The organism is Microbulbifer mixtoriginis (SeqCode) (genome assembly GCF_052466765.1).
This window is the reverse complement of the sequence record NZ_CP174289.1, coordinates 3,088,288-3,109,578: the sequence shown is the minus strand read 5'-3', so window position 1 is coordinate 3,109,578 and position 21,291 is coordinate 3,088,288. Positions and strand designations below refer to the sequence as shown.

Annotated in this window: 6 protein-coding genes; all 6 read right to left on the bottom strand. The window is 49.0% G+C overall.

Translation table 11 applies throughout. The features are described from left to right. Positions 1–8: 8 nt before the first annotated feature. Positions 9–347: a hypothetical protein gene (locus tag ACJJIV_RS13670; RefSeq protein WP_252083428.1), complete on the bottom strand. Its 339-nt coding sequence runs from the start codon at positions 345–347 to the stop codon at positions 9–11. Positions 348–355: 8 nt separating this feature from the next. Continuing rightward, positions 356–6,451, bottom strand: a complete 6,096-nt coding sequence (locus ACJJIV_RS13665; protein ID WP_444889305.1) for a toxin TcdB middle/N-terminal domain-containing protein — start codon at positions 6,449–6,451, stop codon at positions 356–358. 187 nt (positions 6,452–6,638) lie between these two features. Further along, entirely contained in the window at positions 6,639–10,979 is a 4,341-nt protein-coding gene (locus ACJJIV_RS13660) for a fibronectin type III domain-containing protein (protein ID WP_444889304.1), read from the bottom strand. A 327-nt stretch (positions 10,980–11,306) separates the two neighbouring features. Further along, the gene (locus ACJJIV_RS13655; RefSeq protein WP_444889303.1) at positions 11,307–11,480 is read right to left on the bottom strand and encodes a hypothetical protein; all 174 of its coding nucleotides are present in this window, start codon (positions 11,478–11,480) and stop codon (positions 11,307–11,309) included. Between the two features lie 252 nt (positions 11,481–11,732). Further along, on the bottom strand, positions 11,733–16,049 hold the full coding sequence (locus ACJJIV_RS13650; RefSeq protein ID WP_444889302.1) for a fibronectin type III domain-containing protein: 4,317 nt from the start codon (positions 16,047–16,049) through the stop codon (positions 11,733–11,735). A 508-nt stretch (positions 16,050–16,557) separates the two neighbouring features. Continuing rightward, positions 16,558–21,225 carry a fibronectin type III domain-containing protein gene (locus tag ACJJIV_RS13645; protein ID WP_444889301.1) on the bottom strand — a complete coding sequence of 1,556 codons (4,668 nt, stop codon included), beginning with the start codon at positions 21,223–21,225 and terminating at the stop codon, positions 16,558–16,560. Positions 21,226–21,291: the final 66 nt, after the last annotated feature.

The following is a 21,291-nucleotide window of genomic DNA, read 5'->3' as shown; positions in this document are numbered from 1 at the left end:
ATATTTAATCAAAGCCCACCAATAAAATCCTTTTTACAACCTTTACTTATCACACCACAAAAAACAGATAAGCAAAAAACAAACAAACCAATATTATATCCATACATATATATCACCCACACAATTGGACTACCCGACAATGGCTTCTTGTACCCCAAATCAATAGACTCAATCTCAGGTAAATAAAACCTTAAGCCAACTGAAATAGACAGTAAAAAAGCACCTAGCAAGCCTGTCACTGAGAAACGGTTTAATGACTTCCGAACCCAATACCCCCCCCCAAGTAGAATTATCAACACCGTTAATAGGTGCGAAGCTAAACTAATTTTTTCTAAGAAAAACCACATAAAACCCCCTACTGAACTTTTTGGTTAGCCCGCAACTCTTCCACAAAGTCAGATGGCTTCACACCAAAATATTCCTCCAAAAATCCAGGCGAAGGATCCACTGTGAAAGATTTCAATCCTGTAGCATGAGTAGAAAGATCACCACTTCTTGTAACAGTTGTTTCTAAGACGGCACCGTATACATTCTTACCACCGCTTGGAGCATGAAATGAACACTGTCCTCCACTATTAGAGCAAGTATATAAAGCAATTTTTCTGCCGTCTTTTGTATAACCTGTCCCTGGCCATCTAGGATGATCAGGCGGAGTTGTTGCGCCACCTGTTCCATTTGCTTTACACGTGACGACGCCTGCTCCACACTGTTTAGGACGAGTGATCTGTTTTTTTTCTACTTCTTTTGGTCCCATTTCCAAATTCTCATGTAGCCCCTTTTCACTAGCCTCTTGCCCTACTTTCAAATTTTTATGCAACCCATTTCCTAAATTTTGAGAATTATTTTTCAAAGCCCCATGTGTACCTTTGCTTCCTCCCCCGCTTGAACCATCACGGGCAACTCCATTACCACTGGAATAACTAACCGACATACCACTACTTACTTGTGCTGAGGAGTTATTGCTTTGGTTATACTGCCTAATAGCCGTTTCACCATTGGGATCCACATAATTAATTGGATTATTCCGCGCATAGCGATAAGGCGTCCAACGCTGTGGATCCGTAAAACGTCCCGAGTGATTTAGCACCGGATCCGGGCTGATAAAGGTACCAAAGTCAGACTGCAGGTAACGTCGTTCGAAGTAACCTAAACCCGTGGACTCATCCAGCTCTTTGCCCGCATAGCGGTAAGGTGCTGCGGTACTATCACCGAAGACATTTTCCAGCTCGCCGTAAGACTTATAGATAAAGGCATTAATGATCTTGCCAGCCTTATCCAGAGTCAGGTCGGTAGAACCTACGTGCGTGTGCAGGTAATACTCAGTCGGCGTGAACACTTCTCCACTCTGGTCACTGCGGGCAATACGTTTCTGGCCAACACTGATGTACTTCAGTAATTTGCCATCACGTACTTCACTATCTCCGTCGATATACAGAGTGACGCTGCGAGCTCCGCCTGTACGTTCGGTGATTTTAAAGCGGCGCTGGTGTTTAAAGTCATAACCGTACTGGTCAGCGGCTTGCTGATTACCGGCGTAAGTCAGGCGCTGGTCGTGGTCCCAGTGGTAGGCCTGGTCGCCGGCTTGCGTACGATTACCGTTGTCATCGTATTCAATCAGGCCTTCAGCCCAGCTCAACGCTTGGGGTCCAGGCAGGCTGCCACGGCTGCTGCGGTTGGAGGCGCCAGTGTTGCCATTGTCATTGCTGCCGCCATAACGCAGATCTGTGATCTGGGTATTTCCAGCGGTAGCCATATCTGCCAGGTCGACACTCGCGCGACCCACTTGCAGCAGGTTGCCGATTTTGTCGTAGCTGTAATAAACCTGCTCGATATCGTCGGCAACGCCGGTCAGGCGATAGACATCGTCGTAGCTGTAGACAATATTTTTTGCCAGGGAGGCTGCCTGGGCACTGGTTGCGCCGAGTTCGGCAGCCATTGCGGCGAGAGCGTCGCTGGGGCGTTTGTCGTCGATACCGAGTACATTGGAGACGGCATCAAAACGGTAATCCCACTGTTGCAGTGGCAGGGCGTCCCCGCTGCGCTGGGTGCGCAAGCCAGCCAGTCGCTGGCGCTCGTCAAAGCCCCAATCAGTTTCAACACCATTGGCCAGCCCTTGGTGCTGCAAAACACCATTGGCGGTATAGTCCAGGCGTTCCACCACTCCCGGGATGCGCTCGAGCAGGCCGCGGGTGTTGTATTCGAAGTTCACCCGGCTATTGTCGGGGTAGAACTGCTGTGTCATACGCCCGGCACTGTCATAGGCGAAGCGCGTGGTGTAGAGGGGGCTGTTAATTTGCGGGCCGATGATCTTGCGCTGGCGCTGTACCACTCGACCGCGTGCGTCATAACCCCATTGCTCGAAGCCGGCTTGGTCGGTCACTTTAGCCAGGCGCCCAAGCAGGAAGGCACCGCCCTCTTCGCCGCGCTGGTCGTACTGGTAGCTGACTACCGGTGAGGTGGAGCCCAGCTGCAAGCCCGGTTGCCAATTTGCGCCGCTGGGAGCTTCTCCTCGCGGCGATAATTGATACTCGGCAAAGAGACGGTTGGCGCCGTCGTAGCGATAGTGCCGCTCCTGCCCCAGGGCATCGCGGGTGGCCAGCAGGTTGCCGGCATCGTCAAAGTACTGCCAGCGCTGTCCGCGGTTGGGGTCGTCCAAGAAGCGCATGCGCCCCAGGTCGTCGTAGTGCATGGTGCGCACATTATTTTGTGCATCCTGCAGGCGGGTAAAATTACCATTGAGGTCGTAGTCGTAATAGGTGGACCAGGTGGCACCACCGATGCCGCCCTGGGTATTGGCTCCAACAATTTCATCCACTTGCCTCAGGCGGTATTCACCCTGCGCCGTTTGCAGGCCATCAAACACCAGTTTTTTGGCGGCCCCATGGTGAACACTGTTCGCACGAGTTTGCTCTTCATCTTCCAGCATCTGTGCCATGGGCAAATAGGTGATGCGATTGAAGACACTTTCCCCACTTTGCGCGGTATAGGGCTGATAAACCTCCTGGGTACGCCCTTGGGCGTCGTAAAGATATTGTCGGTGGTGCTGACCTTTATCATTAGCGCGATAGGCGAGCCCCTGGGCAAAGTAAGGCAGTGCGGTCTGCACTACCTGGCCGCGCGCATTAAAGTTACTGTGATCGCTGACCACAACCTGCCCCGGTTGCTCGGCTTCACTGCGCACCATCAGGGTGCGGCCCAGACCGTCGTAAAAACGGCGGCTGTCGATGGTACCGCTAGCACCACTCCGCTCGCGCTGGCGAGTCTCTACCCAGCTGATACGGTGACCATCCACCATCTGCGCCAGTTGGTAATCGTACTCAACCGTGGGGAGTTGCAGGCTGTCCCCTGGCTTGGCCATGGCGGTGAGGCGTCCATGGCTGTCGTAACCATATTGAGTCTGCTGCCCGTTAAAATCGGTGTAGTCGGTAAGTACACCGAGGCCCTTGTCATAACCCGCACGAGCGGTGAGCCAGCGGCTGCCGGTATGCAAACCCACTTCTGTTGGGAAGGTGTGATATTGCGAGTCGTAAGTGACTTTGGTTTGGTGGCCTGTGTTGGCGTCCCACAAGGGGTCATAACTTTGAATGCGGTTGCCGAAGGCATCGTAGCGGTGGCGCTCTGCGGCAACATAGGCATCTGCACTCTCAGCATCGTGCCAGAGTCGACGCAGGGTCAGGTTGCCCTTGGAGACCGCGCCTAAATTACCTGCGGAGAAACTTTCATCATCGTAGAACCACTGCTCTTTGGCCACAGCGCGGCCCGATAGGTCGGTAACCTTGCGCTCTAGCGGTAGGTGCAGGAACCAGTGGCCCTGTGCAGAGGCGGATTCCGCACTGAAGCGCAATTGGGTAATACGCTCATCCTGCCAGTTGCCATCGGTACGGCCCAGCTCTTTGATATAAGTGGTATTGCCGTAATTATCGTAGTCATACTCCCAGGCAAGGGTCACTGGGGTACCACTGCCCCGCTCCAGCATATGCTGCTGGCGTTCGGTCATAGCCGCAAACTCGACTTTGCGGCTTTCCTCGGCATAACCGGACAGCAGTTGGCGCAACTCCCACTGATTTTCCTCTCGCCAGAAAATTCCGCCGAAGGCATCGCGGGTTTCTATTTGTTTGATCTTGCCCTGTAGGGCTTCCTGTTCGGTGCCATCGGCTTTTTGGCCCAGGTGGAATTCGTAGCGGGTTGCCAGTGTCGGGGTACTGGCATCGCCCACGCGACGCTCTTCACTGTGTGCAAAGCCCTGGAATTCTTTATCGGCAGCATCGTAAAAGCCGTCCCAGTAATCCATCTCGGTGGTTTGCTGTTCACCACCGCGGCCATCATCCACAACAACGCGCTTAAGTACCTGCATTGCCACAGGGATACCCTGCGACCAGGGGCTGTTACCCTCGCGGTCTCTCACCATCTCCTCGACAACAGAGCCGTACTCCAGGGTCGTCAATGCACCCAGGCCATTGTCGATCGTTTTTAGCTGATTCGGTTGCTCATTGGGGAATAGCTCTGCGAAATAAAAAGTATTAGCACCGCGACCGGGGCTGTACCAAACAATATCCGTAGAGCCGTTACCATTAATATCGACCAGGCGCACCTCTTCGGGAGCAACATTGCCTTGGGCCTGGATCAGTTGTGGCTGGCTAAATTGGGCTAATTGATGTTGGTTGCTGTTCAGGCCCTGGTTAAGCCAGATGGATACATGGGTTCCATTCAGATACACCAGGTCAGCGCGGCCGTCGGCATTGATATCAGTAACACGAACATTCTTGAGGTTGTGTAACGTATCGGGACTATTGGCAAACACTACTGCGGGAGCAAAACCCTGCAGGCCACGGTTAGCGTAGTAAGCCGCGTAGCCATTGCTAACCCAAACCAGATCAGGCAGACCATCTCCGTTCATATCCCGAAGAAAGACATTGGGATCACCCAAACGCATAGCTGCGGTGCCTGTGGGCATCGGCAATTGAATAGGCTGTGACCAGCCATCGGGATGGTTCAGCTGCACCACATGGGATAAAACCTTACCGCTGCTATTGGTTATCGTCGCAAAGACATCGATACGTTTGTCATTGTTGATATCCAGCATATCCACATGGGGGCTATCAAGGGGGATTTGCAGCCCATCTATAGCGCCGCTGTACTGCCAACTATGATTATTATCCAGGTGGAAATAGTGTGTACTGCCCGAGCCATACTGCAGCATATTCACTGCACCATTACCGTCGATATCAGCCCAGGTGACGGCATCATAGGAAATACGACTGGTGGAGAAAGTATTCATTTCGCGATAGCTCTGCCATTGCGGCAGGCCATCGTCCCCTGGACCTAAATTAAGCCAGTAGACGTCTTTATTCGGTGCCGTGTTAACAACATCTGGCAAACCATCCCGGTTAATATCCAAGAAGGCGACGTCGGGGTTATTCAGTGGTACCTGACTCGCAGCCGGCATCGGTGACATAAACACCTGATCCTGCTGATAGTGGGTGTAGCCATAGCGTACTGGTGGCAGGGTTACCGTAGATTCGCCCTCGCCTGCACTGGAATGGACTTCCTGTAACAAGGAGAGGCTTTGCCATTCCGTTAGCGGCTGATAGGAAAATTCGTATTTACGTAAGTGGCGCCCGGCAAATTGTGTTTCCACGCGCTGCAAGCGATAAGCGGTTTTAATCTCAAAACCCGCTTTATAATTTGTTAGGACGTCAGGGCGGTCTTCATAGTGAAACTGCACCGCCATATCGCCATTCGTATTATATTGAATCCTGTCCAGATAAATCTGAACGCCATCATCCAACTTGCGATATTGATAGTCGATACGATTGCCATGGGTATCTTCTACCGCCTCTAGATACCAGGAGAATACCGATGTGCCGTTGTTGCCACTGACTCGGCTATTAGAGTCTTGCCCCAAATACCAACGCAGGCCGTTGGATTGAGTCACCAGCCAACCCTTCGACAGACGCTCGTAGCGAGCAAAATCGCTGGCATTTTTGGTGCGATAAACACCGTCTTCCACCAGAACTAATTCTTCGCCCAGGTGATTGATAAACGTATCAAACTCATCAAACTCATCGGTGCGACCATCGCGGTCGTTATCCTGCCGATCAGCCTGACCCCACTCTGAATAATTAGGCAGGCCCTTGTCTGTTTGACGCTGGATATAGGGAATAACCAGTTTATGCCCCAGTCCTAATAGCCCGTTACCAAACCCGCTGTTGTATTCCAGTGATACATCCGGAGCCAGTCCATTACGCCCAGGGGGCACAGCCAAGTTCACTAGGCGTGAACTGGTGCCGGTATTTAAATTAGGGGTGAAAGCCTCACCGAGCCCGGAGATACTGCCCGGACCTGTCGGCAGATTGAGAACGGGTGCTTGCAAAGCGGTGTGTTCATTGGCGGCAACAGCAGCCGTAGATGACACAACCATGCAGCAAGAAAGCAATAAATTGCGCAGCATAAGCATCCTTGTTTTTAAAATCAGTGTTTCCTCAAAAAACACTTTAAAGACTCGTAGTATTTATCGATAGACTCCAGCGTGAGTCATGCTGTAAAAAATAATCTTCAATAAAGACGGCAACCCAGCAGTATGATTACTGCTCGGTTGCCGAATTAATACTCTAATTATTAGGCATTAAAAAAGAGAGTTAATGGACTACCGGCTCGCGCAGTAGTAACAATGGGCCAGTATCGCCATCGTCATCACAGGTATCTATATTTCTCGATTTGAAACGATGGTTAAAGATCAGCTCAACATCTTTAACCGCGTTGAGATCCACCAGCGAACCAAAGCGATCTGCCAATTTAATTGACAAGCGCCAGCCAGTAGCGGCGACACTACGCTCTTTAAAGACGCTAGTCATTGAAGAGCTGGAACCTGTGCCACTATTAAACGCATCCAAGTTCGCAGTCATAGAGACACGGTAGCTACTGCGGAAGGCCAGATTAGTTCTATCAGTAGTATCCCAGAATCGAGGTGTATGGGTGATAAATTCGTCCTGAATACCAACACTGTCCCCATTTTCCACCAGGGTTCCAGGAGTTTTACTGCGCAAGAAGCTGGTACCACCATAAGTTAGGTAGGCCGGAGTTTCTGTTTCACCACTGACGCTGTGTAGCAGAGGAATATTAAGTCCTACAGTTTCGATTTTATCCAGGTAATTACCGCCGGCTGCCAAGCAGGCGAGATCTCCATTACCCGCAATAACCGGCCCCAGGAAGAAGTTACTGCGCGGTAATTCTTTCACAGTACTAAATTCCACGGTTACCCAGGTATCACTGCCATATTTACGCGACAACAGGCGCAGCTTTTCCTGCAAAGCTTGCTGCGGGCTTAAACGAGGACCACCTTGTTGAGCAGGATCCGGATGGACGTAGGTCTGTGCAATACCGTTGATATCATCTACATAACCAAACACATCATCTTTCAGTGAGAAGGTATCCGTCGCCTGCTGAGTCCCGTTAAGGCTACCTAACTGATCAAAAGCCAGCATTTCACTGTAGAAATCCCTCAGTTCCTGGGCATTGCGTAATCGGAAGATATCTTCCTTTCTAGAACCAGTCACTGAACCCACAAATAACTCCTGCCACTTGTATTCCAGCGCACTAGCTGCATAGAACAACCACTTCTGCGCTTCTTCAAAGTGACGCTCCGCACGCAACATTTCCGTAGTCAGGCGGCTGGCATGGATCGGGTCAGCAAAATAACGTTCGGCCAGATTGGCATTAGTAGTGAACATCTGGTTCATAACCCGCTGTGCCTGATTCAGCATGCCGACTAAACGTTCTACTTCCTGCTCAACCGTAGCTTCCGCTTGGGCAATATCCAGCGCGATGGTATTTGCTTCCAGCCACATGGTACGCACGCGCGCTCGGCTTTCGACATCCAACAATTTATTGCTGCTGTCATTCAGTTCAGCTCGCTCTTCAGCGCCCAAGCGAATGCTCATTGCTTCCAGCTTACCAATTTCTTTAATACTTCTGAGATTGATATGACTAGAAACCACCTGATCAATACCTTGCTCCAACAGGCCTGAATCCTTTAGGTAGAATGCTTTGATTGCACCGCCTATTACTTTCAGGAAACCATCGCGTTTCCTGGATTTCTCCGCTTCTTTACGAATCTTGGTGATTTGCTTAGAAATGGATTCCTGCTTGGAGCCGTAATCCAGGATGATCTTCGACATGCCGTCGACGATACCTTCCTCCTCCGCACGTCGCTCGATTTCGATTTCAATCGCACTCAGCAGGTCATCCATGCGCTGCAAGTTATTGCTCAGTGCAATTTGCGCAAGCTCAATATTGTTTGCCTGCAAGGCAATTTCACTACCCTGCTGTGCAGACTCTTCAACAATAATGCAGTCTTTGCTAAAGCAGTTACTCGGAAAATCCAGGCCCAACAGGCTGTACAGCCAGTTGCCCAACTGCTGGTGGCGGTCGGTATATTCCGTGGCCAGCTTGTCGGCACTGTGGCGGTAGTTCTCGTAGCTGGTTCTTGCGGCGGCGAGACTATTCTGTGCGGTGGCAATAGGGCCACTGCTGTCATTACCGAGGAAGTCACTCAGTGCATTGAAGGAATCAAACACGGTGTTGCCATCGATACCGTAACCCTGTACCAGCAACACTGAGTCCTGTGGCAGGCCCAGAATATTGGTTTCGCCCGTGAGCCAGCTCACGGAGTTTTCCAAATCACTGAGATGGGTTTGCCATGCATACACCGCTTCGGGCAGACCAGAGAAACCTTGCACCTGGGTAAAGTCGGTATTCGGGAAGATCGCACGCAATGATTGCTCTTTAGCAATCAACTCACTGCGCAGCGTATTCATCTCGTCAACCATTTGTGCCAGCAGGGTGGTATTGGTCTGTCCGGCAACGACGGCCAGACGCGCTTGCTGCACTTTAGTAGAAGCCAATTTGCTCATCAGCTGATAGAGCATGGTGACATCTTTGTAACCGGTGAATAGTAATTCTGCTGGGGTTACATCTTTTTGTGCCAGGTCGTTGGGGTCGTAGTAGCGGGGGCTAATTTGACCACGGGAGGGACCCCATTGTGCTAAAAACTCCGGTGCATAGATCAGCAGGGAGTTGTACTGCTCCAGGGCATCCTTCAACAACTGGTGTGCAGTTTCTATATGGCCAACTTCGACCTCTACCGCTTCGTTACGCAGGCGGCTAATACGGGCATTATCCAGGGCTTCATTAGCCAGGATCATTTCCGCTACCGCGCGATCGTAGTAAACATCCAGCGTGAAACGTTGCAGGTTTTCATTGTTGGGATGATGAGTGAGCTGCTCAAAAATAAACGCTTCCACATCTGTGGCACGGTTACGCTCGGCAGTGTCATATAGGCTGGAAAACTCAACCGTGGCTTCACCACTGGCATAGGGGTTGATCACCGTATTGGTGTTGGTATCAACGATATACATCAGGTCCAGGTAGCGGAAGGCGGCTCTATCCCGGGAGAAAATACCCTGGGCAGGATTTTCCTGGGCCGCAGGTACCTGATCGGCTTCGTTGTAGTACAGCTGCTTGCGAATCTGTACCGTGGGATCCAGCTCCATCGTTACCGTGAAGGTATTACTAAAGTCGGAAGAGCCCGCTTTGTTCGCGGCCTGTACACGATAATCGTGCGTACCGAATACTAATGGAGAGGCATTGTATTTATAGCTGTTGCCAGCACCGTTATACACGGTTTTCCAGCTGCCATTATTCATACGTTGCTGCAGCAGATAACTATCAGTTTCGGCAACTGATGGCCAGCTTACGGTATACGCTTCGCCAGTAGAGGAAGGTACGGTGATATAACTAGGTGCTACGGGTGGCTTCAGCAACGCTACGGTGGCGCAGGCTTCCGGTGAATAGTTGGACTGATCTGTTGAGGTCAGTGCACGCACCCGGTAGCAGTGGCGCCCGTCTTGCAAGTTGCTCAGCTGGTAGCTGCGTGCAGTGCCGCGATAAAGCTGCTTATTTGCACTGTCTACCACTTGATATTCAACGGTGAGACCACCTTTATTAATTTCTGTCCAGCTTAATTTTACTTTGCCATCCCAGCTACTAGTGGGTGCTGCAGACAGCACCGGTATACCAACAACACGATCCACTATAACGCTGACCGGTGAAGAGTAGTTGGAGCAGGTGCCTTTAACATTACAAGCGCGCACCTTATAGCTGTAGGTACCATTGCTAATGTCAGTAAAACTCTTGCTCAGGTCAGAACCATTGTAAACAGAGGAGCCATTGCCATCTACAACCTGGTAGCTGGTGGCAAACTGCTCAGCGTCCCAACTAAGCTCATATTTACCATCGAGGCTGGTGCCCGGATTTAATTTTGGCGACGGTTCGCCTGGGCGAATATAAACTTGCAAGTTGCCACTTTCCACATAGCTAGAGCACGTGGTATTACAGGCGCGTACTCTGTATCGATAGGTACTGCCATGAACCAAGAAGGAATCAGTTTTACTGGTTGCAGGGCCTGAGTAAACGCCTGACCAACTGCCGTTATCCCTGCTCTGTTGCAGTTCATACCGTGTAGCTGTGCTGCTGGCAGCCCAGCTGATGTTAACGCTGCTAGAGGAGGTATAACTGGGAACAGTGAGAGAAGATGGGGTTGATGGCGTTTTCTCTACTTTGAGGGTTCCACCGGTTTTATAATCACTGCACATATTGGATGTACAGGCTCTTACGCGATATCGGTAGCTTCCATTGGATTTACCAGTTTCATTAAACTTGGTGCCAGATGAATTATAAATTCTAATCCAAGAACCCCCATTTATACTGCGCTCAAGCTCATAACGAATGGCTGTAGAACTTGATGACCAACTAATGGAATATGAACCATCGCTATCAAAAGTCGGATAATTAATTGCTGCAGGAGTAGCAGTGAGAGCTACACTACGGCATATTTCTGCAGTTTCAACCCGACCTTCTGAAACAAAGCCCTTTTGTCCTTTCGCTTTATAGCAAAAAGAATAAACACCATTACCTGTCAAACTGACAGTCCTAGAACCTGTAAAAGGTGGGTTGCTATCTAGAACAGACTCCTTTCCCCCAAATCTTTGCACAAGAGAGTTTTCTTGTCTTAGCATTTTTGGAAGATTACCACTCCACGCTAAACTTGCCTTACGATCTGAATAGCTTAACGAAAAGCTTGACGGCAAACTTGGATTACAAGTGATTTCAAAGACTGTATTCTGCCCGACAAAATACTCCTCCAGTGAACATTCTGCTCGAACGCTTTGCGGAAAAAAAATAATCAACAAAAGTCCAATTGAAAAAATTGGACTCATAAACCTTAGAAACGGTATCACTTCCATTTATCACAACCCCAAACCTATAAACCTTAAGAAAAACTCTTTATCCACAGCCCAAAAAATTTGAAACCAATCACAGCCAATCTTGTGCATGCCACCAACTTCAAAACCGCACATCACCGCTACGCGCCCTGAAGTAAAATCAAAAAACCAACAAAACAAATAATCTGTAAATTTCAAAAACCCACCTAGATTACCCCCCCCTCACACATAAAAAACCAATTAACATAGTGCCAGAAAGAGAAACCAGAAAGCGCACCTAAACAACTAGCAAATCAAACAAATCAACAAATCAACAAATCAACAAATCAACAAATCAACAAAATAAAGCTTATCACCCTAAAAAATAAGAAATTAATTTCCGCCTCACATAGACCACATTGACTCATATTAATGCACCTCACTCATGTGAGGTGCATTGATTTTTCAAAATTACTGGATCACGGGTTTGCGAAGTAGCAACAGTGGGCCAACATCATCATCGTCATCACAAGTATCTATATTTCTCGACTTGAAGCGATGATTGAAGATCAACTCAACATCTTTAACGGCATTGAGATCTACTAATGAGCCATAACGATCTGCCAACTTGAGTGATAAGCGCCAACCACTGGCGGCAACACTGCGCTCTTTAAAAGCTCTGGTCACTGTAGAAACGGAAGCTGCACCGCTATTAAACACATCGAGATTTGCAGCCATTGGCACTCGAAAACTGTTGCGGAATGATAGATTTGCTCCATCAACGGTATCCCAGAAACGCGGGGTATGGGTAATAAATTCATTCTGGATACCTACACTATCCGCACTCTCCATCAAGGTTCCCGGCGTTTTACTGCGCAGGAAGCTAGTGCCACCATAGGTTAGGTAGGCCGGAGTTTCTGTTTCAGCACTAACACTGTGCAGCAAGGGAATATTGAGCCCAATAGTCTCAATTTTATCCAGATAAGACCCACCTGCAGCTAAACAACTCAGATCGTTATTACCTGCAATAACTGGCCCCAGGAAGAAGTTACTGCGCGGTAATTCTTTCACAGTACTAAATTCCACGGTTACCCAGGTATCACTGCCGTATTTACGCGACAACAGGCGCAGCTTTTCCTGCAAAGCTTGCTGCGGGCTTAAGCGCGGGCCACCTTGTTGAGCAGGATCCGGATGAACGTAGGTCTGTGCAATACCGTTGATATTATCCACATAGCCGAACACATCGTCCTTTAGAGAGAAGGTGTCCGTCGCCTGTTGAGTGCCACTGAGATTACGTAACTGATCAAAAGACAACATTTCACTATAAAAATCCCTCAGTTCCTGCGCATTGCGCAAACGGAAAATACTTTCCTTTCTGAAGCCAGTGACTGACCCCACAAAAGATTCTTGCCACTTGTATTCCAGTGCACTGGCCGCGTAGAACAACCACTTCTGTGCTTCTTCAAAATAACGCTCCGCACGCAGTACTTCAGTCGTCAGGCGGCTGGCATGGATCGGGTCGGCAAAATAACGCTCAGCCAGATTGGCGTTAGTAGTGAACATCTGGTTCATAACCCGTTGTGCCTGATTCAGCATGCCAGTCAAACGTTCCACTTCCTGCTCAACCGTAGCTTCCGCTTGGGCAATATCCAGCGCAATGATATTTGCTTCCAGCCACATAGTGCGCACGCGAGCCTTACTCTCCACACCCAGTAGTCTATTTGAGCTGTCGTTTAAGGTCGCGCGTTCTTCCGCCGCTAGGCGGGCGCTCTCTGCCTCCAATTTACCAATATCTTTAATCGTTTTTATATTGCGGTTGTGCTCAGCAACGGTTTCTGCGGTTTCTTTTACCGTTTGCGCTAGTTGAGCCCAGTTTTGACTCACGATAGCTGCTACCGACTTCACAATCCCTTTAAACAGGCTACCCCGCTTTCTAGACTGTTCCGCCTTTTTGCGAATTTTGGCAATCTGCTGCTTAATTGAAACCTGCTTAGAGCCGTAATCCAGGATGATCTTCGACATGCCGTCGACGATACCCTCTTCCTCCGCGCGTCGCTCGATTTCGATTTCAATCGCACTCAGCAGGTCTTCCATACGCTGCAGGTTGTTGCTCAGTGCAATTTCCGCAATATCGATATTGTTCGCCTGCAGAGAAATTTCACTACCGTTCTGCGCATCCTCCGTGACAATCACACAGTCCTCGGCAAAGCAGTTACTTGGGAACTCCAAGCCCAACAGGCTGTACAGCCAGTTGCCCAACTGCTGGTGGCGGTCGGTATATTCCGTGGCCAGCTTGTCGGCACTGTGGCGGTAGTTCTCGTAGCTGGTTTTTGCGGCGGCGAGACTATTCTGTGCAGTGGCAATAGGGCCACTGCTGTCATTACCGAGGAAGTCACTCAGTGCATTGAAGGAATCAAACACGGTGTTGCCATCGATACCGTAACCCTGTACCAGCAACACTGAGTCCTGTGGCAGGCCCAGAATATTGGTTTCGCCCGTGAGCCAGCTCACGGAGTTTTCCAAATCACTGAGATGGGTTTGCCATGCATACACCGCTTCGGGCAGACCAGAGAAACCTTGCACCTGGGTAAAGTCGGTATTCGGGAAGATCGCACGCAATGATTGCTCTTTAGCAATCAACTCACTGCGCAGCGTATTCATCTCGTCAACCATTTGTGCCAGCAGGGTGGTATTGGTCTGTCCGGCAACGACGGCCAGACGCGCTTGCTGCACTTTAGTAGAAGCCAATTTGCTCATCAGCTGATAGAGCATGGTGACATCTTTGTAACCGGTGAATAGTAATTCTGCTGGGGTTACATCTTTTTGTGCCAGGTCGTTGGGGTCGTAGTAGCGGGGGCTAATTTGACCACGGGAGGGACCCCATTGTGCTAAAAACTCCGGTGCATAGGTCAGCAGGGAGTTGTACTGCTCCAGGGCATCCTTCAACAACTGGTGTGCAGTTTCTATATGGCCAACTTCGACCTCTACCGCTTCGTTACGCAGGCGGCTAATACGGGCATTATCCAGGGCTTCATTAGCCAGGATCATTTCCGCTACCGCGCGATCGTAGTAAACATCCAGCGTGAAACGTTGCAGGTTTTCATTGTTGGGATGATGAGTGAGCTGCTCAAAAATAAACGCTTCTACCTCTGTAGCGCGGTTACGCTCGGCAGTGTCATATAGGCTGGAAAACTCAACCGTGGCTTCACCACTGGCATAAGGATTAATCACCGTATTGGTGTTGGTATCAACGATATACATCAGGTCCAGGTAGCGGAAGGCCGCTCTATCCCGGGAGAAAATACCCTGGGCAGGATTTTCCTGGGCCGCAGGTACCTGATCGGCTTCGTTGTAGTACAGCTGCTTGCGAATCTGTACCGTGGGATCCAGCTCCATCGTTACCGTGAAGGTATTACTAAAGTCGGAAGAGCCCGCTTTGTTCACGGCCTGTACACGATAATCGTGCGTACCGAATACTAATGGAGAGGCATTGTATTTATAGCTATTACCAGTACCGTTATACACGGTTTTCCAGCTGCCATTATTAATACGTTGCTGCAGCAGATAACTATCAGTTTCGGCAACTGATGGCCAGCTCACGGTATAAGCTTCACCGGTAGAGGAAGGCACAGTGATATAGCTCGGCGCTGCTGGCGCTTGTAGTAAATCTACGGTGGCACAGGCTTCCGGTGAATAGTTAGACTGATCTGTTGAGGTCAGTGCACGCACCCGGTAGCAGTGGCGCCCGTCTTGCAAGTTACTCAGCTGGTAGCTGCGTGCAGTGCCGCGATAAAGCTGCTTATTTGCACTATCTACCACTTGATATTCAACGGTAAGACCGCCTTTTTTAACTTCGCTCCAGCTAAGCTTGACCTTGCCATCCCAGCTGTTGGTTGGCGAAGCTGAGGCTACGGGCACACCAACAGCGCGATCGACTTTAACTGTTACTAACGAGGAGTAGTTGGAGCAAGTGCCCTTGGCATTACAAGCGCGAACCTTATAGCTATAAGAGCCATTGCTAACACCAGAGAAACTCTTACTTAAACCAGAACCATTGTACAGAGTGGAGCCACTGCCATCGACCAACTGATAACTGGTGGCAAACTGCTTGGTATTCCAGCTGACAGTATATTTACCATCGAGGCTGGTGGTGGTATTTAATTTAGGTGTTGGTACGCCAGGACGGAAATAGACTTCTAAATCTTTACTTTCTCGATAGCCAGAACAAGTGGTATTACAGGCCCGTACTCTAAAGCGGTAAGTACTACCATGGCTCAGGGAAGAAACCGTTGTACTGGTAGATGAACCAGAATAAATATTGCCGGACCAACTGCCGTTATCCTTGCGCTGTTGTACCTCGTAGCGAGTAGCCCCGCTGCTGGCAGCCCAGCTGATGTTAACGCTGCTAGAGGAGGTATAACTGGGAACAGTGATAGAGGATGGGGTTGATGGTGTTTTCTCTACTTTGAGGGTCCCACCGGTTTTATAATCACTGCACATATTGGATGTACAGGCTCTTACGCGATATCGGTAGCTTCCATTGGATTTACCAGTTTCATTAAACTGGGTGCCAGATGAATTATAAATTCTACTCCAAGAACCCCCATTTATACTGCGATATAGCTCATAGCGGTTAGCTGCAGAACTTGATGACCAACTAATGGAATATGAGCCATCACTATCAAAAGTCGGATAATTTATAGTAGAAGGCGTAGAGGTAACAGTTACCTCACGACAGGTCTCCCTAGTAAATGGACGTCCTACAAATCCATTCCCATCTAACCCCATAACTCCTTCTGCCTTAAAACAAAAGGAATAAGTACCATTGGCTGTTAAATTAACAACACGAGAACCAGTTAAAGGCGGATAGTGATCTAAAACGGTCTCCTTTCCGCTAACTCTTTGAACAATGGAATTATCTTCATTTCTTATTTCTCCGCTCGATAGAGAATACTCCTTCCAGGCTAATGTCGCCTTGCGGTTCGAATAGCTGAGTGTGAAGCTAGCTGGCAAGTCTACCCTGCAGTCGTAAACAGTATTTCTCACCCCTAGAGAATGCTCACCATCCTTTATACATCCAGCCTGTGCGTTTTGTGGCAAAAAACCAAAAGACACAAACCCAACAGCAAATAGTGAGCCTGTCAATTTGAATATCTTTATCATGCTAAATATTAAATACTCTATTCATAAAATAACCTAACAAGCACAACGAAATATGCACAAAAACTTAAGCACAAGAAGGTTAAGATGATTAACGATGCACCTCACACAATGTGAGATGCACCTATTTATGCGATTAATGAACTACAGGCTTACGTAGTAGCAACAATGGACCAGGGCCATCATCGCCACCACAGTTATCTATATTTCTTGATTTGAAGCGGTGATTAAAGATCAATTCAACATCTTTAACCGCATTGAGGTCTACCAGTGAGCCATAGCGATCTGCCAGCTTGAGCGACAAGCGCCAGCCAGTGGCGGCGACACTACGTTCTTTAAATACATTAGTCACCGTAGAACTAGAACCTGCACCACTATTAAGTACATCTAAATTAGCGGCCATAGGAACCCGATAACTATTACGGAAAGCCAAGTTGGCTCCATCAACAGTATCCCAGAATCGAGTGCTATGGGTAATAAACTCATCCTGAATACCGACGCCATCCTCACTCTCCACCAGAGTTCCTGGTGTTTTACTACGTAAAAAGCTGGTACCGCCATAAGTTAGGTAGGCTGGAGTTTCGGTTTCACCACTAACGCTAAATGCAAGGGGGATATTGAGCCCAATAGTCTCAATTTTATCCAGGTAAGATCCACCTGCAGCTAAACAACTCAGATCGTTATTGTCTGCAATAACTGGCCCCAGGAAGAAGTTACTGCGCGGTAATTCTTTCACAGTACTAAATTCCACGGTTACCCAGGTATCACTGCCGTATTTACGCGATAACAGGCGCAGCTTTTCCTGCAGTGCTTGCTGCGGACTTAAACGAGGACCACCTTGTTGGGCAGGGTCTGGATGTTGGTAGGTCTGTGCAATACCGTTGATATCATCTACATAGCCAAACACATCATCTTTCAGCGAGAAGGTATCCGTCGCCTGCTGAGTGCCACTGAGATTGCGCAACTGATCGAAGGACAACATTTCACTATAGAAATCCCTCAGTTCCTGGGCATTGCGCACGTGGAAAATATCTTCCTTTCTGGAGCCAGTCACTGAACCCACAAACGATTCCTGCCACTTGTATTCCAGCGCACTGGCCGCGTAGAACAACCACTTCTGCGCTTCCTCAAAGTGACGCTCTGCACGCAACATTTCCGTAGTCAGGCGGCTGGCATGGATCGGGTCAGCAAAATAACGTTCGGCCAGATTGGCATTAGTAGTGAACATCTGGTTCATAACCCGCTGTGCCTGATTCAGCATGCCGACTAAACGTTCTACTTCCTGCTCAACCGTAGCTTCCGCTTGGGCAATATCCAGCGCGATGGTATTTGCCTCCAGCCACATGGTGCGCACGCGCGCTCGGCTTTCGACATCCAACAATTTATTGCTGCTGTCATTCAGCTTCGCTCGCTCTTCTGCACCCAAGCGAATACTCATTGCTTCTAGCTTGCCAATATCTTTAATGCTCTTGAGATTGATATGACTAGAAACCACCTGATCGATACCTTGCTCTAGCGTGCTTGTATCTCCGGTGTAGTAGGCTTTAATTGCACCACCCACTACTTTCAGGAAGCCATCGCGTTTTCTGGATTTCTCCGCTTCTTTACGAATCTTGGTGATTTGCTTAGAAATGGATTCCTGCTTGGAGCCGTAATCCAGGATGATCTTCGACATGCCGTCGACGATACCTTCCTCCTCCGCACGTCGCTCGATTTCAATTTCAATCGCACTCAGCAGGTCTTCCATACGCTGCAGGTTGTTGCTCAATGCGATTTGCGCGATATCGATATTGTTTGCCTGCAACGCAATTTCACTACCTTGCTGTGCAGACTCTTCAACAATAATGCAGTCTTTGCTGAAGCAGTTACTTGGGAACTCCAAGCCCAACAGGCTGTACAGCCAGTTGCCCAACTGCTGGTGGCGGTCAGTATATTCCGTTGCCAGCTTGTCGGCACTGTGGCGGTAGTTCTCGTAGCTGGTTTTTGCGGCGGCGAGACTATTCTGTGCGGTGGCAATAGGGCCACTGCTGTCATTACCGAGGAAGTCACTCAGTGCATTGAAGGAATCAAACACGGTGTTGCCATCGATACCGTAACCCTGTACCAGCAACACTGAGTCCTGTGGCAGGCCCAGAATATTGGTTTCGCCCGTGAGCCAGCTCACGGAGTTTTCCAAATCACTGAGATGGGTTTGCCATGCATACACCGCTTCGGGCAGACCAGAGAAACCTTGCACCTGGGTAAAGTCGGTATTCGGGAAGATCGCACGCAATGATTGCTCTTTAGCAATCAACTCACTGCGCAGCGTATTCATCTCGTCAACCATTTGTGCCAGCAGGGTGGTATTGGTCTGTCCGGCAACGACGGCCAGACGCGCTTGCTGCACTTTAGTAGAAGCCAATTTGCTCATCAGCTGATAGAGCATGGTGACATCTTTGTAACCGGTGAATAGTAATTCTGCTGGGGTTACATCTTTTTGTGCCAGGTCGTTGGGGTCGTAGTAGCGGGGGCTAATTTGACCACGGGAGGGACCCCATTGTGCTAAAAACTCCGGTGCATAGGTCAGCAGGGAGTTGTACTGCTCCAGGGCATCCTTCAACAACTGGTGTGCAGTTTCTATATGGCCAACTTCGACCTCTACCGCTTCGTTACGCAGGCGGCTAATACGGGCATTATCCAGGGCTTCATTAGCCAGGATCATTTCCGCTACCGCGCGATCGTAGTAAACATCCAGCGTGAAACGTTGCAGGTTTTCATTGTTGGGATGATGAGTGAGCTGCTCAAAAATAAACGCTTCTACCTCTGTAGCGCGGTTACGCTCGGCAGTGTCATATAGGCTGGAAAACTCAACCGTGGCTTCACCACTGGCATAAGGATTAATCACCGTATTGGTGTTGGTATCAACGATATACATCAGGTCCAGGTAGCGGAAGGCCGCTCTATCCCGGGAGAAAATACCCTGGGCAGGATTTTCCTGGGCCGCAGGTACCTGATCGGCTTCGTTGTAGTACAGCTGCTTGCGAATCTGTACCGTGGGATCCAGCTCCATCGTTACCGTGAAGGTATTACTAAAGTCGGAAGAGCCCGCTTTGTTCACGGCCTGTACACGATAATCGTGCGTACCGAATACTAATGGAGAGGCATTGTATTTATAGCTATTACCAGTACCGTTATACACGGTTTTCCAGCTGCCATTATTAATACGTTGCTGCAGCAGATAACTATCAGTTTCGGCAACTGATGGCCAGCTCACGGTATAAGCTTCACCGGTAGAGGAAGGCACAGTGATATAGCTCGGCGCTGCTGGCGCTTGTAGTAAATCTACGGTGGCACAGGCTTCCGGTGAATAGTTAGACTGATCTGTTGAGGTCAGTGCACGCACCCGGTAGCAGTGGCGCCCGTCTTGCAAGTTACTCAGCTGGTAGCTGCGTGCAGTGCCGCGATAAAGCTGCTTATTTGCACTGTCTACCACTTGATATTCAACGGTAAGACCGCCTTTTTTAACTTCGCTCCAGCTAAGCTTGACCTTGCCATCCCAGCTGTTGGTTGGCGAAGCTGAGGCTACGGGCACACCAACAGCGCGATCGACTTTAACTGTTACTAACGAGGAGTAGTTGGAGCAAGTGCCCTTGGCATTACAAGCGCGAACCTTATAGCTATAAGAGCCATTGCTAACACCAGAGAAACTCTTACTTAAACCAGAACCATTGTACAGAGTGGAGCCACTGCCATCGACCAACTGATAACTGGTGGCAAACTGCTTGGTATTCCAGCTGACAGTATATTTACCATCGAGGCTGGTGGTGGTATTTAATTTAGGTGTTGGTACGCCAGGACGGAAATAGACTTCTAAATCTTTACTTTCTCGATAGCCAGAGCAAGTGGTATTACAGGCCCGCACTCTAAAGCGGTAAGTACTACCATGGCTCAGGGAAGAAACCGTTGTATTGGTAGATGAACCAGAATAAATATTGCCGGACCAACTGCCGTTATCCTTGCGTTGTTGTACCTCGTAGCGAGTAGCCCCGCTGCTGGCAGCCCAGCTGATATTAATGCTGCTAGAGGAGGTATAACTGGGAGCAGTGATAGAGGAAGGGGTTGATGGGGTTTTTTCTACTTTGAGGGTTCCACCGGTTTTATAATCACTGCACATATTGGATGTACAGGCTCTTACGCGATATCGGTAGCTTCCATTGGATTTACCACTTTCATTAATCTTGGTGCCAGATGAATTATAAATTCTACTCCAAGAACCCCCATTTATACTGCGCTCAAGCTCATAACGACTGGCTGCAGAACTTGATGACCAACTAATGGAATATGAGCCATCACTATCAAAAGTCGGATAATTTATAGTAGAAGGCGTAGAGGTAACAGTTACCTCACGGCAGGTTTCTCTGGTCATTGGGCGCCCAATAAACCCAGGCCCAACCAAGCCCGCCTCCCCTTCCGCTTTATAACAAAAAGAATAAGTACCATTGGCTGTTAAATTAACAACACGAGAACCAGTTGAAGGCGGATAGTGATCTAAAACTGTCTCTTTGCCATTAAATGTTTGAATAAGAGAGTAATCTTCATGTCTGGTTTCTCCGCTGGTGAGCGTATACTCTTTCCAGGCTAATGTCGCCTTACGATTTGAATAGCTGAGTGTGAAGCTAGATGGCAATTGAACAAAACAGTCGTAAACAACCTGTCCCCTAGATCCACCTATAGAATGCTCACCATCAATCCTACACCCGGCCTGGGCATGTTGTGGCAAGAAACTAAAAGACACAAACCCAACGGCAAATAGTGGGCCTGTCAATTTGAATATCTTTATCATGCTAAATATTAAATACTCTATTCATAAAATAACCTAACAAGCACAGAG